This is a genomic window from Mycolicibacterium sp. SMGY-1XX (assembly GCF_059132455.1).
The window spans coordinates 6,924,675-6,942,105 of the sequence record NZ_CP101139.1 but is presented as its reverse complement, the minus strand read 5'-3'; the positions used below and the strand labels follow the sequence as shown (position 1 = coordinate 6,942,105).

Below are 17,431 nucleotides of genomic sequence, written 5' to 3'. Positions count from 1 at the left end.
GACCTCTCAGCGGAAACGGACGTTCATCGTCGCGAGGCCGAAGATCTTGCGGCCGGCGGACTTCGCGGCCACGATCACCACCCCGGACCGGGTCTGTGGGTCCAATGACTTGATCCGACCGCTGAACTCGATGTCACAGCCTTCCTTGGCCGACACGATTGCGGGCTGCGACAGCCGCACCGCATAGCGGGTGACCGCACCAGGATCCCCGGACCACGCGGAGGCGAAGCCGGCGCCCAGCCCCATGGTGAGCATTCCGTGAGCGATCACATCGGGCAGACCCGCCAGCTTGGCGATGTCCTCATCCCAGTGGATCGGGTTGGCATCACCGGCGACGCCGGCATAGTTCACCAGGTCACCGCGGGACAGGCGGGTGTGATGCACCGGTAGCTCGTCGCCGACCTTGACATCCTCGAACGAGGGTGTCCCCGGGGTACGGGTCATGCCTCCCTCGGCGATGCGGACCTCGCCCGCCGGGCGCACCGTCTTGTGGTAGGCGGCATCGGAATCGGCCACGGCCATGATGTCCACGTCATGCATCATCGCGTTGTGCACGGCGGTCATGGTCGCCGGATTGATGTCGTCGGCCGTGACGCCCACGACGGTGGTGTGCAGCGTGTGCACCACCTCGCCGGCTGCGTCGGTGAACGTGTTGGTGACAGTGATGAGGTCCCGGCCGGCCACCCTGCGGACCGACGTCAGCTCGACGTCGATGTGCAGTTCATCGCCGTCCACGATGGGACGGTGCTGTTCGAAGACCTCTTCGGTCTGCAGGTAGGTGTCGTAACCGACGACCACCGATTCGAACATGCGGCGATTGCAGGCCATACCCGGCGTCGAGGTGAACGTCAGCGGCGCCACCAGGCCCGAATACCCCAGCTCAGCAGCTGCGGCGAGGTCCCAGTGCGCGGGGTGGTAGTCCTGCACCGCACGGGCATACTCGCGCACCTTCTCGCGGCCGACCAGGTAGGTGCCGTCCATCTGGTAGTAGTGGCCGACCCGCGCTTCGAGCGGTGACGATTCTGGTGGTGCAGTCATGGTTGTGCTCATCTTTTCTATCGGCTTGTTCGCTGCGGCCGACCCCAGCACCCTAACGCGAGGTTCCCAGGGCCTCGGAATCGACGAGGGTTGCGCCGATCGAGATCGAGGCCGCGGCCGGCGACGTAGCATCCCGAAATGAGCTTCCTCGTCCCGCCGGAGGCCTATGGGCGTTTCATGGGCCGGTATGCAGAACCACTGGCGGAAGTCTTCGGGGCGTTCGCCGGTGTCGGCGAGGGCGACGACGTGCTCGATGTGGGCTGCGGGCCCGGCGCGCTGACGGCGTATCTGCTCTCGGTGGGCGCCCGGGTATCGGCGATCGACCCTTCTCCGCCGTTTGTCGACGCGATCCGGGCGCGTTTCGCCGACCTCGACGTGCGACGAGGCACCGCCGAGGAATTGCCTTACGACACTGCGGCTTTTGATGCTTCCCTCGCGCAGCTGGTGGTGCATTTCATGACCGATCCGCTACAAGGCATCCGGCAGATGGCCCGCGTGACGCGACCCGGCGGCGTCGTTGCCGCCTGCTTATGGGATGGGCCGACCGGCGCGCTGGCGCCGTTCTGGACCGCGGTGCACACGCTGGACCCGGAAGCCGAGGACGAGGCGCTGCTGGCCGGGGCACGGATGGGTCATCTGGGGCAACTGTTCGACGCGGCCGGCCTGCACACTGTGCGAGAAGAACTCATCACGGTCGAGGTCGTGCATCCGACCTTCGAGCAGTGGTGGGAACCGTATACCTACGGTGTGGGCCCGGCAGGTGAATACGTTGCGCGACTCGATGACAACGGGCGCGCCCGCCTGAAGGCTGCGGCGCACCGGCACCTGGGTCCTGGGCCGTTCACCGTGACCGCGGCGGCATGGGCCGCTCGAGGAACCGTGTGACGCGGCTTTTGAACAGCGCCTCAGCGGGCTATCCGTGCCACAGCCCGAATGCGGAGGAGCCGTCATGATCCATCAACTACTGCGCCTGAGCAGGTCTTTCTTCGTCGGTGCGGTCGCCGCGGTGCTCATGCTGGCGTTGGTCAGCCCGCCGGCAGCGATTGCTGACGATCGCCTCGACTTCGCCGGGACGACGCTGTCCGGTGCCCCGTTCGACGGAGCGTCGCTGCAGGGTAAACCGGCCGTGCTGTGGTTCTGGACGCCGTGGTGCCCGTTCTGCAACGCCGAGGCGCCGTCGGTGAGCAGCGTTGCTGCCGCCAACCCCGACGTGACCTTTATTGGCGTGGCCGCGCGCTCCGATGTCGGGGCCATGCAGGACTTCGTGTCGAAATACAACCTGAACTTCACGAACCTCAACGACGCCAACGGATCGATCTGGGCCCGTTACAACGTGCCGTGGCAGCCGGCGTATGTGTTCTACCGGCCCGATGGTTCCTCGACCTTCGTCAACAACCCGACCGCAGCGATGCCACAGCAGGAACTGCAGCAGCGGGTGGCCGCGCTCACCGCGTAGCAGCGGCGCCGAGTGCAGCAGGATCTGATCGGGCTGGCGTTCGCCGCCGGACTGGTGGCCGCGCTCAATCCGTGCGGTTTCGCCATGCTGCCCGCCTACCTCACCCTTGTCGTGCGGGGTACCGGACGCAACGTCCCCGGCGCGCTTGCCCGCGCCCTGGCGGCAACGGCGGCGATGACGCTCGGATTTCTCGCGGTGTTCGGAGTCTTCGGGTTGCTGACCGTCTCCCTGGCTTCGACGGTGCAGCGGTACGTGCCGTTCGTCACCGTCGGTATCGGCATCGTCCTTGTGGCACTGGGCATCTGGCTGGTCAGCGGACGTGAGTTGGCCTTGCTGATACCGAGCCGGGTGACCGGGCGGGCGTCAGGGGCGCCGACGTCGCGGCTGGGCTCGATGTTCGGTTACGGCATCGGCTACGCGCTGGCGTCGCTGTCGTGCACCGTGGGGCCCTTTCTCGCGGTGACAGGAGCCGCAGTGGGCGGAGCGTCGGTGCTGTCCAGAGTCGGGATCTATGCGGTGTACGCCGCCGGCTTCGCGCTGGTGGTCGGCACGCTGGCCGTCGCCGTCGCCCTCGCAGGCACGGCACTGACGGACCGCATCAAGACCATCCTGCCGTTCGTCAACCGCGTCGGCGGAGTGGTGCTGATCCTGGTCGGCCTCTATGTCGCCTACTACGGCTATTACGAGGTGCAGTTGTTCACCGCCGGTGGTGATCCCCTGGATCCGGTGATCGCTGCCGCCGGGCGGCTGCAGGGTGCCATCGCCGGATGGGTCTATCGGCACGGGTGGTGGCCGTGGGTGCTCATGCTCGCCGTGTCGATCGCGGGGGCGTCGGTGTGGACGTGGCGCAGGGCCAGGCGGTAGCGCAGACCCGGCAGTTGGCGCTCGATGCAAAGCGCCGCTAAGTTTCGATGGCGTGATGCCTTCAACTGTCAGCGCAGTGGCCCGATGGGTGGCCCCCTTCCTGACCGCCGCGGCGGTTGCCGGCCTCGGCTTCGTTCCCGAAAGTGTCGCCCCCGAATCCGCGGACGTCGGCCCGGGTCCGGCCATCCGCCTGGTCAGCGACGCGAACCCGCTGATCGGGCGTCCTTTCTACGTCAACCCCAACTCGAAGGGCATCCGCGCCGCACAGGGTAATCCGAGCCCGCAGCTGGCCGCGGTGGTCAACACTCCGACGGCGTACTGGATGGACCACCTCTCCACACCGTCGGTGGACGCGAAGTACATCGCCGACGCGCAAGCCGCCGGCACCATGCCCATCCTTGCGCTCTATGGAATCCCCAACCGTGACTGCGGGAGCTATGCCGCAGGCGGCTTCGGATCAGCCGACGCCTACCGAGGGTGGATCGACGGCGTCGCGGGCGCGATCGGCGGCGGGCCGGCCGCGGTCATCCTCGAACCCGATGCGCTGGCCATGGCCGACTGCCTGTCGCCCGCTCAGCAGCAGGAGCGCTACGACCTGATCCGCTATGCCGTCGACAGCTTGACCCGCAACCCAGGCACCGCCGTGTACATCGACGCCGGTCACTCCCGCTGGGTGGCCGCCGACGTCATGGCCGGCCGACTCAACCAGGTGGGCATCCAGAAGGCACGCGGTTTCAGCCTCAACACCGCGAACTTCTTCACCACCGAGGAATCGGCCGGCTACGGTGCGGCCATCTCCGGAATGACGGGCGGAAAGCCCTTCGTGATCGACACCTCGCGAAACGGCGTCGGCCCCGTGGAGGGCGACCCCCTGTACTGGTGCAACCCGAGTGGCCGTGCTCTCGGCGTCGCGCCGACGACGGCCACCGGGAATCCTCAGATCGATGCCTTCCTGTGGGTCAAACGTCCCGGTGAATCGGACGGCTCGTGCCGCGGCGCCCCAGGTGCGGGCACCTTCGTCAACCAGTACGCCATCGATCTGGCGCAGAACGCGGGCTGGTAGCGGCCGGCGGCGCAGCTATCCCTCGATGATGTTGGTCACAGCTTCCTGGATCAACGCCGTCACCGCAGTGACCAGGTTGTCGAACTGCGTGCCGCGGGAATAGCTGCGGAGCACGATCCGCCGGGTGCCCAAGCCGGGGACGTCCAGGGTCTCGACCCCCTGCAACGGCATGCCGTGCAGGGCGAGCAGGGGCACCAGTGCCATGCCTTCGCCGGCGGCCGCCAGCGCCAGCGCCGTCTGTATGGAGAAGTACCGATGTACCACCGCCTGGTCCATGCCGACGGCGCGGCGCAGCCGCCTGACAGCGCGGGCACTGGCGCCGGACGCATCCACTCCCAACCACGGCAAGGTCAGCCGGCCGAGTTCGGCGACATCGGATGCGAGGGTGCCGGCGGGCACCACCAACTTCCAGGGTTCGTCCAGCAACGGCACTTCCGTCATCCCCGCCGGAAGCCGGATGGGGGAGTCGCCCGCGTCCAATTCGATGATGGCAGCGTCCAGTTCGCCGTCCTTCATCGCCCGCATCAAAGGGTCACGTTCGGACTCGAAGACCTCGATCCGGACACCCGGAAGCGCACTCCTCCATTCCGCCAAGGCCGGTGCGACCACCACCGAGAGGAAACTCTGGAACCCGCCGAGACGCAGAGAACCGTGGATCTCGGCATCTCCTTGTTCCAGCCGAAGCTGGACCGACGCCAGCGTCCGCTCGACCTCGAGGGCGGCCTCGGCAAGCAGATGGCCCTCCCGGGTCAGAGCTGAACCGTCGGCCATTCTCGTCACCAGAACCCGATCGGTTTCCTTCTCGAGGCGGGTGATCTGTTGGGATACCGCCGAAGGGGTCATGTGCAGCTCGTCGGCCGCCGCGAGAACGCCTCCTGTCCGGGCGACGGCCAGGAGGTAACGAAGTCGGCGCGGATCGATCTCCATTCACAAAGGCTAAACTGCCACTGCAGAAGTATTCAATTGTGTTTAACCCAGTTGCTAGCGATACTTTCGTCGAACGGGAACGGCTCGAAGGCGGACGGATGATTGCGGCAGCTCTGGGATGGGTTGGGACGGTAGGCACTTTCGTTGCATACCTGGCGGTGAGCCGTGGCTGGCTGGCCGGACATTCCTGGCGTTATGCGACCTTGAACGCAGTCGGCGGCATGCTCGGTGGCATCGCCGCAACGCTGTACGGCGCGTGGCCGAGTGCGGCCTCCAACTTCATCTGGGCGGCCATCGGTGTCGGCACGTTGACCGATATCGTCCGGCGCCGGCGAGACCGCCGGGTCTGCGCCACGCAAGCCCCGTCCGGACCCCCGGCGCTGGAATCCTGCGCGGGTCTGGCGTCGTAGCAGTACCTGTCCGACGGTGGTAGTTTCGGCCCCTGTTCACCGCGACAGTCAAGAGGTGTGATGGCCGGCTCCGATGCCCATTTCTATCGAACCGCCGACGGGCCGGGGCTGCCCCACGATCCGTTCAACGCGATCGTCGGGCCCCGTCCGATCGGCTGGATCTCCACGCACGATACCGACGGTGTGCGAAACCTGGCTCCTTACAGCTTCTTCAACGGGTTCAACTACCGCCCGCCCATCGTGGGCTTCGCCTCGGTGGGGTGGAAGGACAGTGTGGCCAACATCGATGCCACGGGTGAGTTCGTCTGGAACCTGGCCACTCGAGAGCTGGCGGTGGCCATGAACGAGACGTCGGCCACACTCGCGCCCGGCGACGACGAGTTCCTCCGCGGTGGGCTGACGCCGGTGGCGTCGACACTGATCGGCGCTCCGCGCGTGCTGGAAAGCCCGGTCAACTTCGAATGCCGACTCACGCAACTCATCCAGCTCCAGGACACCGAGGGCGCGGCCATCGATACCTGGATGGTGTTCGGCCAGGTGGTCGCCGTGCACATCGACCGGGAGTGGATCGTCGACGGGATCTATGACACCGCGGGACCCCGGCCGATCCTGCGGGGTGGCGGCCCCGCCAACTACTCCGAGATCGCGCCGGAATCGGTGTTCAGGATGACGCGGCCGCAATAGGGTAGTCGGGCAACGGAATTCCGTCGCCGCCGAGGTTCGCCAACCCGGTGCCGGTCAGCGCGGCGACAGCCTTGCCGAAGCGGCTGGCTGCCAGCCAGGCGCCGCCGTGCAGCAACCCGATGCCGGTGTGGGTGCGTGGGTTGGCAAGTCGCAGCAGCCGGGGACTGACGAATCGGGTGGTATCGACAAAGGGCGTCATTGCGCGTTGATACCGCCCGAGTGCGTCGTGAATGTTGTTGTCGGCACTGAGTTCCCCCGCCAGGACGTACGCGCCGATGAGGGCCAAGCTGGTGCCGGCGCCGCCGAACGTCGCGTTGCAGAAGGCGGCATCGCCCAAGAGGGTGATCCGGCCCTTGCTCCAGGACGTCGTGCGTACCTGGCCGACTGCGGAGAAGTACATCGGCGCGCCGGCCTCGAGTTCGGCCAGCACACGTGGCGCGGCACCGCCGACTCCGGCGAAAGTGCGTTGCAGAAGCGTGATCAGGTCGGTGCGCTGCAGGTCCTCCAACCCGCGGACGTCGGAGAAGAACGTCAGGATCGCACGGGTGGTGCCCAGGTTGTCTGGCCGGAGGTGGACAGAGCGAGACCGGTCGGCGTGCTGCCAGTTCCACCAGCGGTCGTCGGTGTGGCGCCGCGGAATGGTGACATACGCGAAGTACATGCCCAGGTCGTTGACGTCCACGGAGTCGACGAATCGGCGTGAGCGCGAGTGCAGGCCCTCGGCGATCACCAGCAGATCAGCGTCCAGGGCGGTGCCGTCCCGCAAGGCGACGGTCACGCGGTCGCCGTGATCGGTGACGTCGGCGATCTGGCTGTCGAACAGATAGTCGGCGGCGCCGGTGGTCTGCTGGATCAGGATCCGCGACAGCTCGCCGCGCAGGATCTCCAGATCTGCTGTCGGACCGTCGTTCCCGCCGGGCTCGGAGACGGGAAACGAGGCCGCCGCCGTGCCGTCGGATCTGACGAACCGGGTGCCGATCTCACCGGTGTTGGCGGCGCGGATGTCATCGAGGACGCCCATCCGGCGGGCCACCTCGCGGGCAGCGCCCCGGATGTCGACGTTCTGGCCCTCGTCGCGACGCTCCGGGAAGCGCTCGATGACGGTGCATCGCCAACCGCGAGCGGTGAGTTGGTGAGCCAGTGCGGGTCCGGCGATCCCGGCGCCGGAGATGACAGCGTGTGCAGACTCCATGCAGTTCCTGTACCCGCTCAGGCTCACCGCGCGCCACGGCGGGCACCGCGGTCAGGGTTCCGTCACACATGGATTTCCGCCCGGCCCGGCGATGAGACCATTGGTCCATGACTGCAACGCTCGTCGCGAAGAACGTGGCCGGCGGATTCGCCCACCGCACCCTGTTCGAAGGGCTCGACGTGACCGTGTCCCCGGGCGACGTGATCGGCGTCGTCGGCGCCAACGGTGCAGGCAAGAGCACCCTGCTGAAGATCCTGGCCGGCGCGTTGGAGCCGCTGGACGGCTCGGTCAGCATCGCCCCGGCCGACGCGTTCGTCGGGTGGTTACCGCAGGAGCACGAACGGGTGGCCGGGGAGACCGTCGCCGCCTACATCGCACGCCGCTCGGGATGCGCCGCAGCGACGCAGGCGATGGAGGAGGCAGCCGCGGCACTGGCGGACGACGATGCCGCGGCAACGGACGCCTACGCCGCTGCCCTGGATCACTGGCTGGCCGCCGGGGCCGCCGACCTCGACGAACGGATGCCCGCGGTGCTGGCCGACCTGGGCTTGGACGTTGCGATGGCGTCCACTCCGATGACCGCCTTGTCGGGCGGGCAGGCGGCGCGGGTGGGACTGGCGGCGCTGATCCTGTCGCGGTTCGACGTCGTACTGCTCGATGAGCCCACCAACGATCTCGACCTCGACGGACTGGATCGCCTGGAGCGTCTGGTCCGGGAACTCCGGGGTGGGGTGGTGTTGGTGAGCCACGATCGGGAGTTCTTGGCGCGCAGCGTCACTCGAGTCCTGGAACTCGATCTGGCGCAGAACACCACCACCGTGTTCGGCGGCGGTTACGACAGCTACCTGGAGGAGCGCGAGGTCGGCCGGCGCCACCGCCGCGAGCAGTACGAGGAGTTCGCCGAGAAGAAGGCCGACCTGGTGGCGCGCGCCAGGAAACAGCGGGAATGGTCCAGCCACGGTGTACGCAACGCCATCCGCAAGGCTCCCGACAACGACAAGATCCGGCGGCGCGCCGCCACCGAGTCCAGCGAGAAACAGGCGCAGAAGGTGCGTCAGATGGAGAGTCGCATCGCGCGCCTGGAGGAGGTCGACGAGCCCCGCAAAGAATGGACACTGCAGTTCACCATCGGGGCCGCGGACCGGTCGAGTGCGGTGGTGGCGACGCTGGACAATGCGGTGGTACGCCACGGCGATTTCACGTTGGGTCCGGTGTCGGTGCAGGTCGATGCCGGTGCGAGGATCGGTATCACGGGCCCGAACGGAGCGGGCAAGTCGACGCTGCTGCGTCTGCTGCTCGGGCGCGAGCGCCCCGACGAGGGTCGCGCCAGTGTGGGTGCCAACGTCGCGATCGGTGAGATCGACCAGGCGCGAAGCGCTTTCACCGGCAACGCGCGGCTGGTCGACACCTTCGAGAAGCGGGTTCCGACGTGGACGACCGCCGACGTACGCACTCTGCTGGCCAAGTTCGGGTTGCGTGCCGACCATGTGGAACGCCCGGTCGGCGAGCTCTCACCCGGTGAGCGCACCCGCGCGGGCCTGGCACTGCTGCAGGCGTGTGGAACCAATGCCCTGGTGCTCGATGAACCGACCAACCACCTCGACCTGCCGGCCATCGAACAACTGGAGCAAGCGCTGGAGACCTACGACGGTGCGCTGCTGCTGGTGACCCATGACCGCCGGATGCTGCAGAACGTCCGGCTGGATCGCCGGTGGCTGGTCGAGAGCGGGCGCGTCGTCGAACTGTAGGGCGACGGCGCCAAGTCGGTGCGAGACGGTAGGGACCGCCCTACCCTGAAGACGCAGGCGTACGGGATGGGGGTGGAGCCGACGGATGCCTAGCGTCGAGAGCATGAGCAACGTCGCCGCGCTGACCGCGCAACCGCAGCGAGTCGGCATACTCCGCCAGCTCGGGATCGACACCGGTTACGTTCTGCTCGGATTTCCGCTGGCCACAATCAGTTTCAGTGTCCTGGTGACCGGGTTGGCGGCGGGTTTGGGCATGCTGGTGGTGGTCATCGGGCTGCCGGTGCTGGTCGCCACGTTGTTCGTCGCCCGGCTCTTCGCCGACATCGAACGGTTGCGCTTCCCGGCCGTCCTGCGCCGGCCGAGGACCCGTCCCGTCTACCAGCCGGCCCCACGAGGTGCCGGTTTCTGGAAACGGCTCGTCACCCCGCTGACCCAGGGCCAGTTCTGGCTGGACCTGACACACGGCATCCTGCACTTCCCGCTCGCGGTCGCCACCTTCTGCGTGGTCATCAGCTGGTGGGCGGTGGCGGTCGCGGGCACGCTGACCGTCGCGTGGGACTGGAGCATCCCGCGCGGCCCGGACAACACCTCGCTTGCGCAGCTGATCGGACTGGGGGACAGTGCGATCGCCCGGATCGGCTTCCAGACTGCCGTCGGCCTGCTCTGCCTGCTCACCCTGCCGCTCGTGGTGCGCGGTTGCGCCGTGCTGTCGGCGGCCTTCAGCCGTGTCCTGCTCACCGGAGTGGCCGAGATGCGCCAGACCATCACCGTGCTGGCCGAGCAGAAGGCGGCGGCGGCCTCCGCCGAAGCGACGGCGCTGCGCAGGCTGGAACGCGACATCCACGACGGACCCCAGCAGCGGCTGGTCCGATTGGCAATGGATCTGGGCCGGGCCCGTCAGCACCTGGACGGTACCCCCGGTGCACTGCGCGACACCCTGGACGAGGCGATCACCCAGACCCGGGAGACGTTGGACGAGCTGCGGGCACTGTCGCGCGGTATCGCCCCGCCGGTGCTCACCGATCGTGGCCTGCCGAGTGCGCTTGCGGCACTGGCTGTTCGATCCACCGTGCCGGTGGAGCTGGTGGTCGATCCCGAACTCGGCACGCCTTCCGGCCGGCTCGACGCCTCGGTGGAGGCCACCGTGTACTTCGCTGTCGCCGAGGCGCTGACCAACGTGGCCAAGCACAGCGGGGCGGCGAACTGCTGGGTCACCGTGGCGCACGGGCCCGGCCGCGTGGGCGTCGAGATCGTCGACGACGGCAACGGTGGCGCACATGTGGCCAAGGGTCACGGCCTGTCGGGCCTGACCGACCGCGTGTGGGCGGGCGGTGGCACGCTGACCGTGACGAGTCCGACCGGCGGACCGACGACCATCGGGGTGGAGCTGCCGTGCTGAAAGTGGTGGTCGCCGACGACGCCGTGCTGCTGAGGGAGGGCCTGATCCGGCTGTTGACCGAGAATGGCCACGACGTGGTGGCCGCCGTCGGTGACGGCCCGGCACTGGTGCAGGCCATCGAGGCGCACCGGCCCGACGTCTCGGTGGTGGACGTCCGGATGCCGCCGTCGCACACCGATGAGGGGCTGCGTGCCGCGGTCGAAGCGCGCCGCCGCGTTCCTCGTTCGCCGGTGCTGGTGCTTTCGCAGTACGTCGAAGTGTCCTACGCCGACGACTTACTGGCCGACGGTGCCGGTGCCGTGGGTTATCTGCTCAAGGATCGGGTGGCGGCGATCGCGGATTTTCTCGACGCCGTGCAGCGAGTGGCCTCGGGCGGCACGGTGCTCGACCCCGACGTGGTGGCCCAGCTGCTGGTGCGGCGGCGCCGCGACGACCCGCTGCGCCAGATGACCGCGCGCGAGCAGGAGGTACTCGCGCTGATGGCCGAGGGCCGGTCGAACACGAACATCGCCCGCACGCTGGTGGTGAGCGACGGTGCCGTGGAGAAACACATCAGCAGCATCTTCGCCAAACTCGGGCTGCCGCCCGACGGGGCACAACACCGCCGGGTACTGGCGGTACTGACGTATCTGCGGGCCTGAAGCTGCGGGGGCTCAGGGTCTCCTCGTGCGGCCGGTGCCGGATTCTGAGTTCTCGATGGTGAAGGCCAGGGCCACCGTCGCGAGATCGGTGGTCTCCGCCAGGTCGAAGCCTGTCAGCGAGGTGAACACGTGCAGCCGCTTGCGCACGGTGTTGCGGTGACGATATGTGCGCGCCGCGATGTCGGCGATGGTGCCCCCGTGGGCCACCAGGTCTCCGACGGTTTCCAGGATGCCGGTGCGTTCATGGTGGGTGAGCCGGTCGAGAGGACGAAAAGCGGCTTCGCGCAGTGCATCCGAGAGCTCCCGATTGGCGGCGGTGACAGCGTGCAGCCAATTGTCGCGAACCCGCCGCACTCCCGGATCGGTGCGACCTTCGACCGTCATCCTTGCCAGGCGAACGGCTCTGGGTACCGCGGCGAGGCCGTCGGCATCGATCACGGCACAGACGTGTTCGTCCAGTGGACCCAGGTCGGAACTGACGTCGGGGTGCCGATCAGTGACATGGATGATGCCGCGTAGCTCCTGGGCGAACCAGTTGAAGTAGAACTCGGTGCCGCCGGCTTCGAGTCGCTCGGAGCATTCGGCGACGAGTTCGGGGCGTGGTATCGAGAACGCCCCGACAAGGCAAACGTAGCGCCCTGCGGCGGGAACTCCGAGCAGGCGGGCGGCATCTTCGACCGCCGACTGGTGGAGGTCGCCGTCGAGAAGCAGTTGCTCGAATGCTGCCGAGCGGATCTCCTCGCGATTGCCCTGTGCCACTTGGTAGCCGCGCACGACCTCTTCGGTGTTGGCTTCGATGGCTTCCCAGACCATCAGTGATGAACGTTCCAGGAAGTCGGCCCGGGTATCCACGCCGAGGTCGCGTCCCTCGGCAATGAGGGCTTCCCACAGCATCTTCAGGTCGATGCGAAACGCGTGTAGGACGCTGGAAAGTGGCACATTCTGGTGCGCCCGGATGCGTCCCACCTCCAGAGCCGCCGACTGCAGCGGACCAGGTATGTCGTCACCGACCAGTCGGGTCAGCGCCAAACGCATGGTGCGGTCCATGTGGTATCCGAGATCGTCTCGGCTGACGGGTCCACCGGAATAGGTGGGCTCGTCGTGGATGGTCTGTTCCACTGCGCGTTCGACGATCGACGACAGCCGGATGTTCAACAGCCGTCGTGCAGTGGACCGAATCAACAGGGTGGTCTGATCCTCCGCGGTCACGCAGCTTCCTCTCCGAGATGTCGTCCTCACGCGCCTGTAACGAGCGAGAAACACGAAGCGGCTCGAATGCGCCAGATTGTGCAATATGCACTCAATCTTGCACTATCCAGCGCCGATCCGCGTATTGACGCCAGCATAGTGACACTTTTGAATTGTGGGACAGGACACGTTGCAGTGCCGCCCACCGTGAGTTCCGTAGGCGCAGCCACAAAGGAGATCGATGCCCAAGCCCAGCGTTCAGCCCGCCGACATCGACGTCGCGGCAGCGGAGATCGTCACAGCTGCGCTGTCCGATTCGTACGGCCTGCCGAACACGGACTTGGCCTTCCTCGGCGGTGAACTGGACCGGAATTACCGTGTGTCGAGCGCCGACGGCCGCGAGTTCCTGGCGAAGCTGCGCACCAAAGCCGACCGCGACGGTCAGCTGCAGTGGCAGAAGGACATCCTGCTCCATATCGCGGACCGCCAGATCGGAATCGCGGTACCGACATTGGTGCGAACCGTCGATGGCCATCTCGACGTCGGCATCGACGTCGGCACCGATCGGTGGTTGCTCACGGTGCTGAACTGGGTGGCGGGTACCGATATGGTGCGCGTGCAAGAGCACTCCGAGGAACTGCTGCGCGACATCGGCGCCACCGCGGCCCGAATCACGAAGGCACTGGACGGTTTCGAATCCCCGTCGATGCACGTCACCCACCATTGGGATGTCACGCGCTCCGCCGAGGTGATCGAGGAGTGCCTGAGCGTGGACCCCACGCTGGCCGGGGCACGCGATGCGCGGATCGCACTGAGCTGGTTCACGCGCGTGCAGCCACTGCTGCGCAGTCTGCCCGCGGCCACGGTCCACAACGATCTGAACGACAACAACGTACTGGTGGATCACGCCGACGGCGCGCAGCGCGTGGTGGGCATTCTCGACTTCAACGACGCGCTCTACACCGTGCGGGTGGCCGAACCCGCCATCGCCGGCGCGTACGCGATGCTCCGCAAGGACGATCCGTTGTGGGCGATGGGACTGGTGATCGCCGGTTACCACAGCGTGACACCGCTGACCGACGACGAGCTGACGGTCGCGTACCCGCTGGCCGCAGCCCGCCTTGCCGTGCAAGCCCTCACCTGGGGATTGCGCGGCCAGACAGATCCGACCGCCTACGGGGCGATGCGGATGCAACACACCCTGCCGGCCCTGCATCGTGTGGTCCAGATCGATCCGCACACCGCGTCGGAACATCTGCACGCGGTGTGCGGCCGACGTGACGATTCGCGACAAGAGACGAGAAACTGACATGGCGCATGTCGAAATTGAGGGCATCAGCAAGCGATTCGGCGCCACGGCCGCCCTGTCGGACGTCTCGCTGTCAGTGCAGGCGGGTGAGGTGCACGGGTTGCTGGGTGAGAACGGTGCCGGAAAGTCGACGCTGATGAAGGTCCTGTCGGGCATCGTCGAACCCGACCGGGGCCGGGTGATGGTCGCGGGCCGTCCGCTGCAGTTGGGCTCGCCGGCAGCATCGCGTGAGATCGGCCTGGCGATGGCCTACCAGGAACTGAGCGCACCGCCGAACATCACCGTTGCCACCAAATTGTGCCTGCCCAATCTGCCGACGCGGTTCGGGATGGTGTCCCAACGCGCGTTGATCGACACGGCAACCGAACGCCTCGAAGAGTGGGAGGCCTCGCACATCTCACCGCTGGCACTCATCAGTGAGTTGAGCCTCGCTGCCCGCCAGGAGGTGGAAATCATTGCTGCACTGTCGACTTCGCCGGCGCTGCTGGTGCTCGACGAACCCACCGCAGCCCTACCCGATCCGGCCTGGCTGTTCCGTCAGATCAGTCGAATCACCGGCCGGGGTGCGGCTGTCATCTACATCAGCCACAAACTCACCGAGATCACCGAGATCTGTGACACCGGGACCGTACTGCGCAACGGCCGAACCGTCGCCGTGTTCACCAAAGGTGAACTGTCCGAGGATCAACTCGTCGAGCAGATGATCGGCCGATCGTTCAACCATGCGTTCCCCGACAAGCCGTGCGAGCGCACCGGTGACGTCGTGCTGGACGTGTCCGATCTCAGTGCCGGAACCAGACTCGATGGTGTCTCGCTACAAGTGCGCGCCGGTGAGATCGTGGGCGTCGCAGGACTGGAAGGCCAGGGCCAGCGAGAGTTGTTCTACGCACTGGCCGGCGAGATGCAGGCGCGACGCGGATCTGTCTCCGTGACATCAGGTTCCGGGAATGTGGACTTCGCCCTGGTACCCGAGGAACGCAAGAGCGAGGCCTTGTTCTTGCAGATGCGGTCGGACTTCAATCTCACGTTACCGCTGACCTCGAAGTTCTCCCGGGCCGCGGTGTTGTCCCGACGACGCGAGCAGCAACTGGCCGGTCAGGTGGCGCGCGAGGTCAATTTGCCGCAGCCCATGCTGGCTCGGCGCATCGCCGACCTGTCCGGAGGCAACCAGCAGAAGGTGGTGTTCGGGCGAGCGATCGCGCAGGCACCGAAGTGCCTGCTGCTGTTCGATCCCACCCGCGGTGTCGACGCCGCGACGAAACTGGAGATCTACAAGATGACACGAGACTTCGCGGCCAAAGGACATGCCGTACTGGTTTATTCGACAGAGATCCCGGAGTTGGTCGGGCTGTGTGACCGGGTATGCGCGGTGTACGGCGGCCGGATCGTGGCCGAACACGCGGGTGACGACCTCACCGAGAGTTCCGTGATGCGCAGCATCCTCGGACGTGGTGCCGAGGTGGCACGATGAGCATCGTCGAGACCCTGACGCGGCGCAGTGTGGCCACCAACCGCGAAACGCTGATCGCGGCAATGGTTTTCGCGGTCTGCTACGGGGCGGTCCTGTTCGTCACACCCTTCGAACGAAACAGCTACGCCTTCAACAATTTTGTGGTGCTGATGGCACCACTGGCGATCGCCGCGGTGGGCACCACACTGGTCCTGATCACCGGTGGTTTCGATCTGTCGGTCGCGGGCACCATCAGCTTGGCCAATGTCATCGCTGCCACCACCATGGCCGACCATCCAGACGCCATCTGGCTGATCATCCTCGGCGTCATCGCGGTGGGCCTGCTCGTGGGGCTGATCAACGGACTGCTGGTGGTGCGGGCAGGGTTGCAATCGCTGGCCGTGACCCTGGGCACCTTCATCGTGCTGACCGGTATCGCTCTGGTGGTGTTACCGGCCCCCGGGGGTGAGGTGCCCGAGTCCTTCGCGCTCGCGCTCACCGATCCTCTCGGACCCGTGCCGGTGGCGTCGATTGTCCTGCTCGCACTCGCCGCGGCCTGGTGGGTCTTCAGCACATCGCCGGTCGGTGTCGCGGCGTTCGCCCTCGGAGCAGATCGTCAGGCCGCCCGGATGTCGGGCGTACCGACGGGGCGGGTGGAGATCGTGTGTTACACCCTGGCCGGCGGACTCTACGCGGGCGCCGGTCTCTACCTGACCGCGATCACCGCGTCCGGAGACCCCAACTCAGGGCGCCCGTTCCTGCTCACGTGCTTTGCGGCCATGGCCGTCGGCCTGGTCGGATTCCGAGGTGGATCGGGCAGCGCAGTGGCCGCGATGCTCGGGGCCGGCAGCCTGATCGCCTTGCCCAAGCTGCTCTTCGCCGCCGGGGTCGAAGACTTCTGGTCGGGGGCGTTGCAGGGCACCGTGATCCTGCTCGCACTGGCCATCCCCCTGGTCACCGTGCGGGTGGCCACCAAGCGCGCTTCCGCCGGCGTCCTGGAAGGACTGACACGATGACGTCTGGAATCACTGAATCCGCGGCGTCGTCCGCCGAACTCGGCACCGGCACGACGGCCCGTGCGCCGCGCCGGCAGTGGTGGCGCAGCCAGGTGGTGGTGGTGTGGGCCCTGCTTCTGCTGTGCCTGCCACTGTCGCGCCTGGCCAACGAGAATTTTCCATCGATGTCCTTGGTGGTCAACGTCGTCATCCTCGGTGTGTTTCTCGCCGTCGTTGCGTTCGGCCAGGGACTGGTGGTGCTCACCGGCGGTATCGACCTCTCAGTGGCCTCCGCGGTGGCCCTGGGCGCCTTTCTCACGGGTTCGTTGTGGGGGGCCGGCCTGCCGGTGCCGGCCGCGGTGCTGATCGCCGTCGTTGCGTGTGCAGCTGTGGGTGCCGTCAACGGGCTGATCATCAGCACATTCGGATTCCCGGCCTTCATCGTCACACTCGCGGTGGGCACCATTCTGGGGTCGGTGTTGCTCGGTGTGGCCCAGGGCGCCCCGGCGCAGCGTTCGCCAGAGATGCTGTCGGCGTTGTTCCGTCAGGACACGACGGTCATCGGAGTACCTGTCGCGGTGTGGCTGTTCATCGTGGTGGCCCTGGCCGGTCTGTTCATCCAGCACAAGACCACCCTGGGGTTGCGCGCCTACGCCCTGGGCAACAGCGTCGCGGCGGCCCGGAACGCCCGGGTCGACGTGGGGCGTACCACCGTGGCGGTGTACGCGGTCGCCGGTGGGGCGTACGGGCTGGCAGGCGTGATGTTGCTCGGCTACGCCTCGGGGGCCGACCTCAATGTGGGCGAACCGTGGCTGCTGCCCAGCATCGCGGCCGTCGTCGTGGGCGGTGCGTCCATCCGCGGTGGCTCGGGAAGTTACGGCGGCACTCTGGCCGGTGTGCTGCTGCTGACACTGCTCGGCATCGACATCAGTGCGACGGGTCTGGCCGAGGGATACAAGCAGATCGTGTACGGCGCCGTCATCGTTGTGGCTCTGTTGGGCTCCCGCCTGGCGGGTAGGCGGGACTGACGTGGCCACGCGAGTTCGAGATGATGGGGAAGGAACCAG

Annotated in this window: 17 protein-coding genes; 13 read left to right on the top strand and 4 right to left on the bottom strand. The window is 67.0% G+C overall.

Translation table 11 applies throughout. The features are described from left to right. Positions 1–6: 6 nt before the first annotated feature. The gene (locus NL241_RS33135) at positions 7–1,038 is read right to left on the bottom strand and encodes a fused (3R)-hydroxyacyl-ACP dehydratase subunits HadA/HadB (RefSeq protein ID WP_494396239.1); all 1,032 of its coding nucleotides are present in this window, start codon (positions 1,036–1,038) and stop codon (positions 7–9) included. Positions 1,039–1,176: 138 nt separating this feature from the next. Here NL241_RS33135 and NL241_RS33130 point away from each other — a divergent pair, with 138 nt between their 5' ends. From NL241_RS33130 to NL241_RS33115, 4 genes are all read left to right on the top strand, one after another. Further along, on the top strand, positions 1,177–1,923 hold the full coding sequence (locus NL241_RS33130; RefSeq protein ID WP_494396238.1) for a class I SAM-dependent methyltransferase: 747 nt from the start codon (positions 1,177–1,179) through the stop codon (positions 1,921–1,923). 64 nt (positions 1,924–1,987) lie between these two features. Next, complete coding sequence (locus tag NL241_RS33125; RefSeq protein WP_487690018.1) at positions 1,988–2,494, top strand: protein disulfide oxidoreductase; 507 nt, start codon at positions 1,988–1,990, stop codon at positions 2,492–2,494. 12 nt (positions 2,495–2,506) lie between these two features. Next, entirely contained in the window at positions 2,507–3,358 is an 852-nt protein-coding gene (locus tag NL241_RS33120) for a cytochrome c biogenesis CcdA family protein (protein WP_494396237.1), read from the top strand. Between the two features lie 55 nt (positions 3,359–3,413). Further along, complete coding sequence (locus NL241_RS33115; RefSeq protein WP_494396236.1) at positions 3,414–4,421, top strand: glycoside hydrolase family 6 protein; 1,008 nt, start codon at positions 3,414–3,416, stop codon at positions 4,419–4,421. A gap of 15 nt (positions 4,422–4,436) precedes the next feature. On the opposite strand, the gene NL241_RS33110 is transcribed toward NL241_RS33115, so the two are convergent. Then, entirely contained in the window at positions 4,437–5,348 is a 912-nt protein-coding gene (locus NL241_RS33110) for a LysR family transcriptional regulator (RefSeq protein ID WP_494396235.1), read from the bottom strand. A 98-nt stretch (positions 5,349–5,446) separates the two neighbouring features. On the opposite strand from NL241_RS33110, the gene NL241_RS33105 reads away from it, so the two are divergent. Continuing rightward, positions 5,447–5,758: a CBU_0592 family membrane protein gene (locus NL241_RS33105; RefSeq protein WP_494396234.1), complete on the top strand. Its 312-nt coding sequence runs from the start codon at positions 5,447–5,449 to the stop codon at positions 5,756–5,758. A gap of 60 nt (positions 5,759–5,818) precedes the next feature. Further along, positions 5,819–6,442 carry a flavin reductase family protein gene (locus NL241_RS33100; protein WP_487690033.1) on the top strand — a complete coding sequence of 208 codons (624 nt, stop codon included), beginning with the start codon at positions 5,819–5,821 and terminating at the stop codon, positions 6,440–6,442. Here NL241_RS33100 and NL241_RS33095 read toward each other — a convergent pair. Continuing rightward, on the bottom strand, positions 6,420–7,634 hold the full coding sequence (locus NL241_RS33095) for an FAD-dependent monooxygenase (protein ID WP_494396233.1): 1,215 nt from the start codon (positions 7,632–7,634) through the stop codon (positions 6,420–6,422). The genes NL241_RS33100 and NL241_RS33095 overlap by 23 nt on opposite strands. Positions 7,635–7,741: 107 nt before the next feature. On the opposite strand from NL241_RS33095, the gene abc-f reads away from it, so the two are divergent. The 3 genes from abc-f (at position 7,742) to NL241_RS33080 (ending at position 11,422) form a co-directional block, all read left to right on the top strand. Further along, the gene (gene abc-f / locus NL241_RS33090) at positions 7,742–9,382 is read left to right on the top strand and encodes a ribosomal protection-like ABC-F family protein (RefSeq protein ID WP_494396232.1); all 1,641 of its coding nucleotides are present in this window, start codon (positions 7,742–7,744) and stop codon (positions 9,380–9,382) included. Positions 9,383–9,485: 103 nt separating this feature from the next. Then, a complete protein-coding gene (locus NL241_RS33085; RefSeq protein WP_494396231.1) occupies positions 9,486–10,781 on the top strand; it encodes a sensor histidine kinase in 1,296 nt (431 codons plus the stop codon). Continuing rightward, positions 10,778–11,422 carry a response regulator gene (locus tag NL241_RS33080; protein ID WP_487690594.1) on the top strand — a complete coding sequence of 215 codons (645 nt, stop codon included), beginning with the start codon at positions 10,778–10,780 and terminating at the stop codon, positions 11,420–11,422. The genes NL241_RS33085 and NL241_RS33080 overlap by 4 nt, the downstream gene beginning before the upstream one ends. 12 nt (positions 11,423–11,434) lie before the next feature. Here NL241_RS33080 and NL241_RS33075 read toward each other — a convergent pair whose 3' ends face one another. Then, positions 11,435–12,631: an RsbRD N-terminal domain-containing protein gene (locus NL241_RS33075; protein ID WP_487690044.1), complete on the bottom strand. Its 1,197-nt coding sequence runs from the start codon at positions 12,629–12,631 to the stop codon at positions 11,435–11,437. A gap of 220 nt (positions 12,632–12,851) precedes the next feature. Here NL241_RS33075 and NL241_RS33070 point away from each other — a divergent pair, with 220 nt between their 5' ends. The 4 genes from NL241_RS33070 to NL241_RS33055 are packed head-to-tail and all read left to right on the top strand — an operon-like array spanning position 12,852 to position 17,392. Beyond that, on the top strand, positions 12,852–13,919 hold the full coding sequence (locus tag NL241_RS33070) for a phosphotransferase (protein ID WP_487690046.1): 1,068 nt from the start codon (positions 12,852–12,854) through the stop codon (positions 13,917–13,919). Between the two features lies 1 nt (position 13,920). After that, positions 13,921–15,390 carry a sugar ABC transporter ATP-binding protein gene (locus tag NL241_RS33065; RefSeq protein WP_494396230.1) on the top strand — a complete coding sequence of 490 codons (1,470 nt, stop codon included), beginning with the start codon at positions 13,921–13,923 and terminating at the stop codon, positions 15,388–15,390. Next, positions 15,387–16,385: an ABC transporter permease gene (locus NL241_RS33060; RefSeq protein ID WP_494396229.1), complete on the top strand. Its 999-nt coding sequence runs from the start codon at positions 15,387–15,389 to the stop codon at positions 16,383–16,385. Before NL241_RS33065 ends, NL241_RS33060 begins: the two co-directional genes overlap by 4 nt. Beyond that, positions 16,382–17,392 (top strand): ABC transporter permease, encoded by a 1,011-nt coding sequence (locus NL241_RS33055; RefSeq protein ID WP_487690053.1) that lies wholly within the window; start codon positions 16,382–16,384, stop codon positions 17,390–17,392. The genes NL241_RS33060 and NL241_RS33055 overlap by 4 nt, the downstream gene beginning before the upstream one ends. Positions 17,393–17,431 lie beyond the last annotated feature (39 nt).

Excerpts from the sequence above, each read along its gene's own strand:
- NL241_RS33135 (WP_494396239.1), bottom strand. The coding sequence starts at position 1,038 with ATGACTGCACCACCAGAATCGTCACCGCTCGAAGCGCGGGTCGGCCAC.
- NL241_RS33130 (WP_494396238.1), top strand. The coding sequence starts at position 1,177 with ATGAGCTTCCTCGTCCCGCCGGAGGCCTATGGGCGTTTCATGGGCCGG.
- NL241_RS33125 (WP_487690018.1), top strand. The coding sequence starts at position 1,988 with ATGATCCATCAACTACTGCGCCTGAGCAGGTCTTTCTTCGTCGGTGCG.
- NL241_RS33115 (WP_494396236.1), top strand. The coding sequence starts at position 3,414 with ATGCCTTCAACTGTCAGCGCAGTGGCCCGATGGGTGGCCCCCTTCCTG.
- NL241_RS33110 (WP_494396235.1), bottom strand. The coding sequence starts at position 5,348 with ATGGAGATCGATCCGCGCCGACTTCGTTACCTCCTGGCCGTCGCCCGG.
- NL241_RS33105 (WP_494396234.1), top strand. The coding sequence starts at position 5,447 with ATGATTGCGGCAGCTCTGGGATGGGTTGGGACGGTAGGCACTTTCGTT.
- NL241_RS33100 (WP_487690033.1), top strand. The coding sequence starts at position 5,819 with ATGGCCGGCTCCGATGCCCATTTCTATCGAACCGCCGACGGGCCGGGG.
- NL241_RS33095 (WP_494396233.1), bottom strand. The coding sequence starts at position 7,634 with ATGGAGTCTGCACACGCTGTCATCTCCGGCGCCGGGATCGCCGGACCC.
- abc-f (WP_494396232.1), top strand. The coding sequence starts at position 7,742 with ATGACTGCAACGCTCGTCGCGAAGAACGTGGCCGGCGGATTCGCCCAC.
- NL241_RS33085 (WP_494396231.1), top strand. The coding sequence starts at position 9,486 with ATGAGCAACGTCGCCGCGCTGACCGCGCAACCGCAGCGAGTCGGCATA.
- NL241_RS33070 (WP_487690046.1), top strand. The coding sequence starts at position 12,852 with ATGCCCAAGCCCAGCGTTCAGCCCGCCGACATCGACGTCGCGGCAGCG.
- NL241_RS33065 (WP_494396230.1), top strand. The coding sequence starts at position 13,921 with ATGGCGCATGTCGAAATTGAGGGCATCAGCAAGCGATTCGGCGCCACG.
- NL241_RS33060 (WP_494396229.1), top strand. The coding sequence starts at position 15,387 with ATGAGCATCGTCGAGACCCTGACGCGGCGCAGTGTGGCCACCAACCGC.
- NL241_RS33055 (WP_487690053.1), top strand. The coding sequence starts at position 16,382 with ATGACGTCTGGAATCACTGAATCCGCGGCGTCGTCCGCCGAACTCGGC.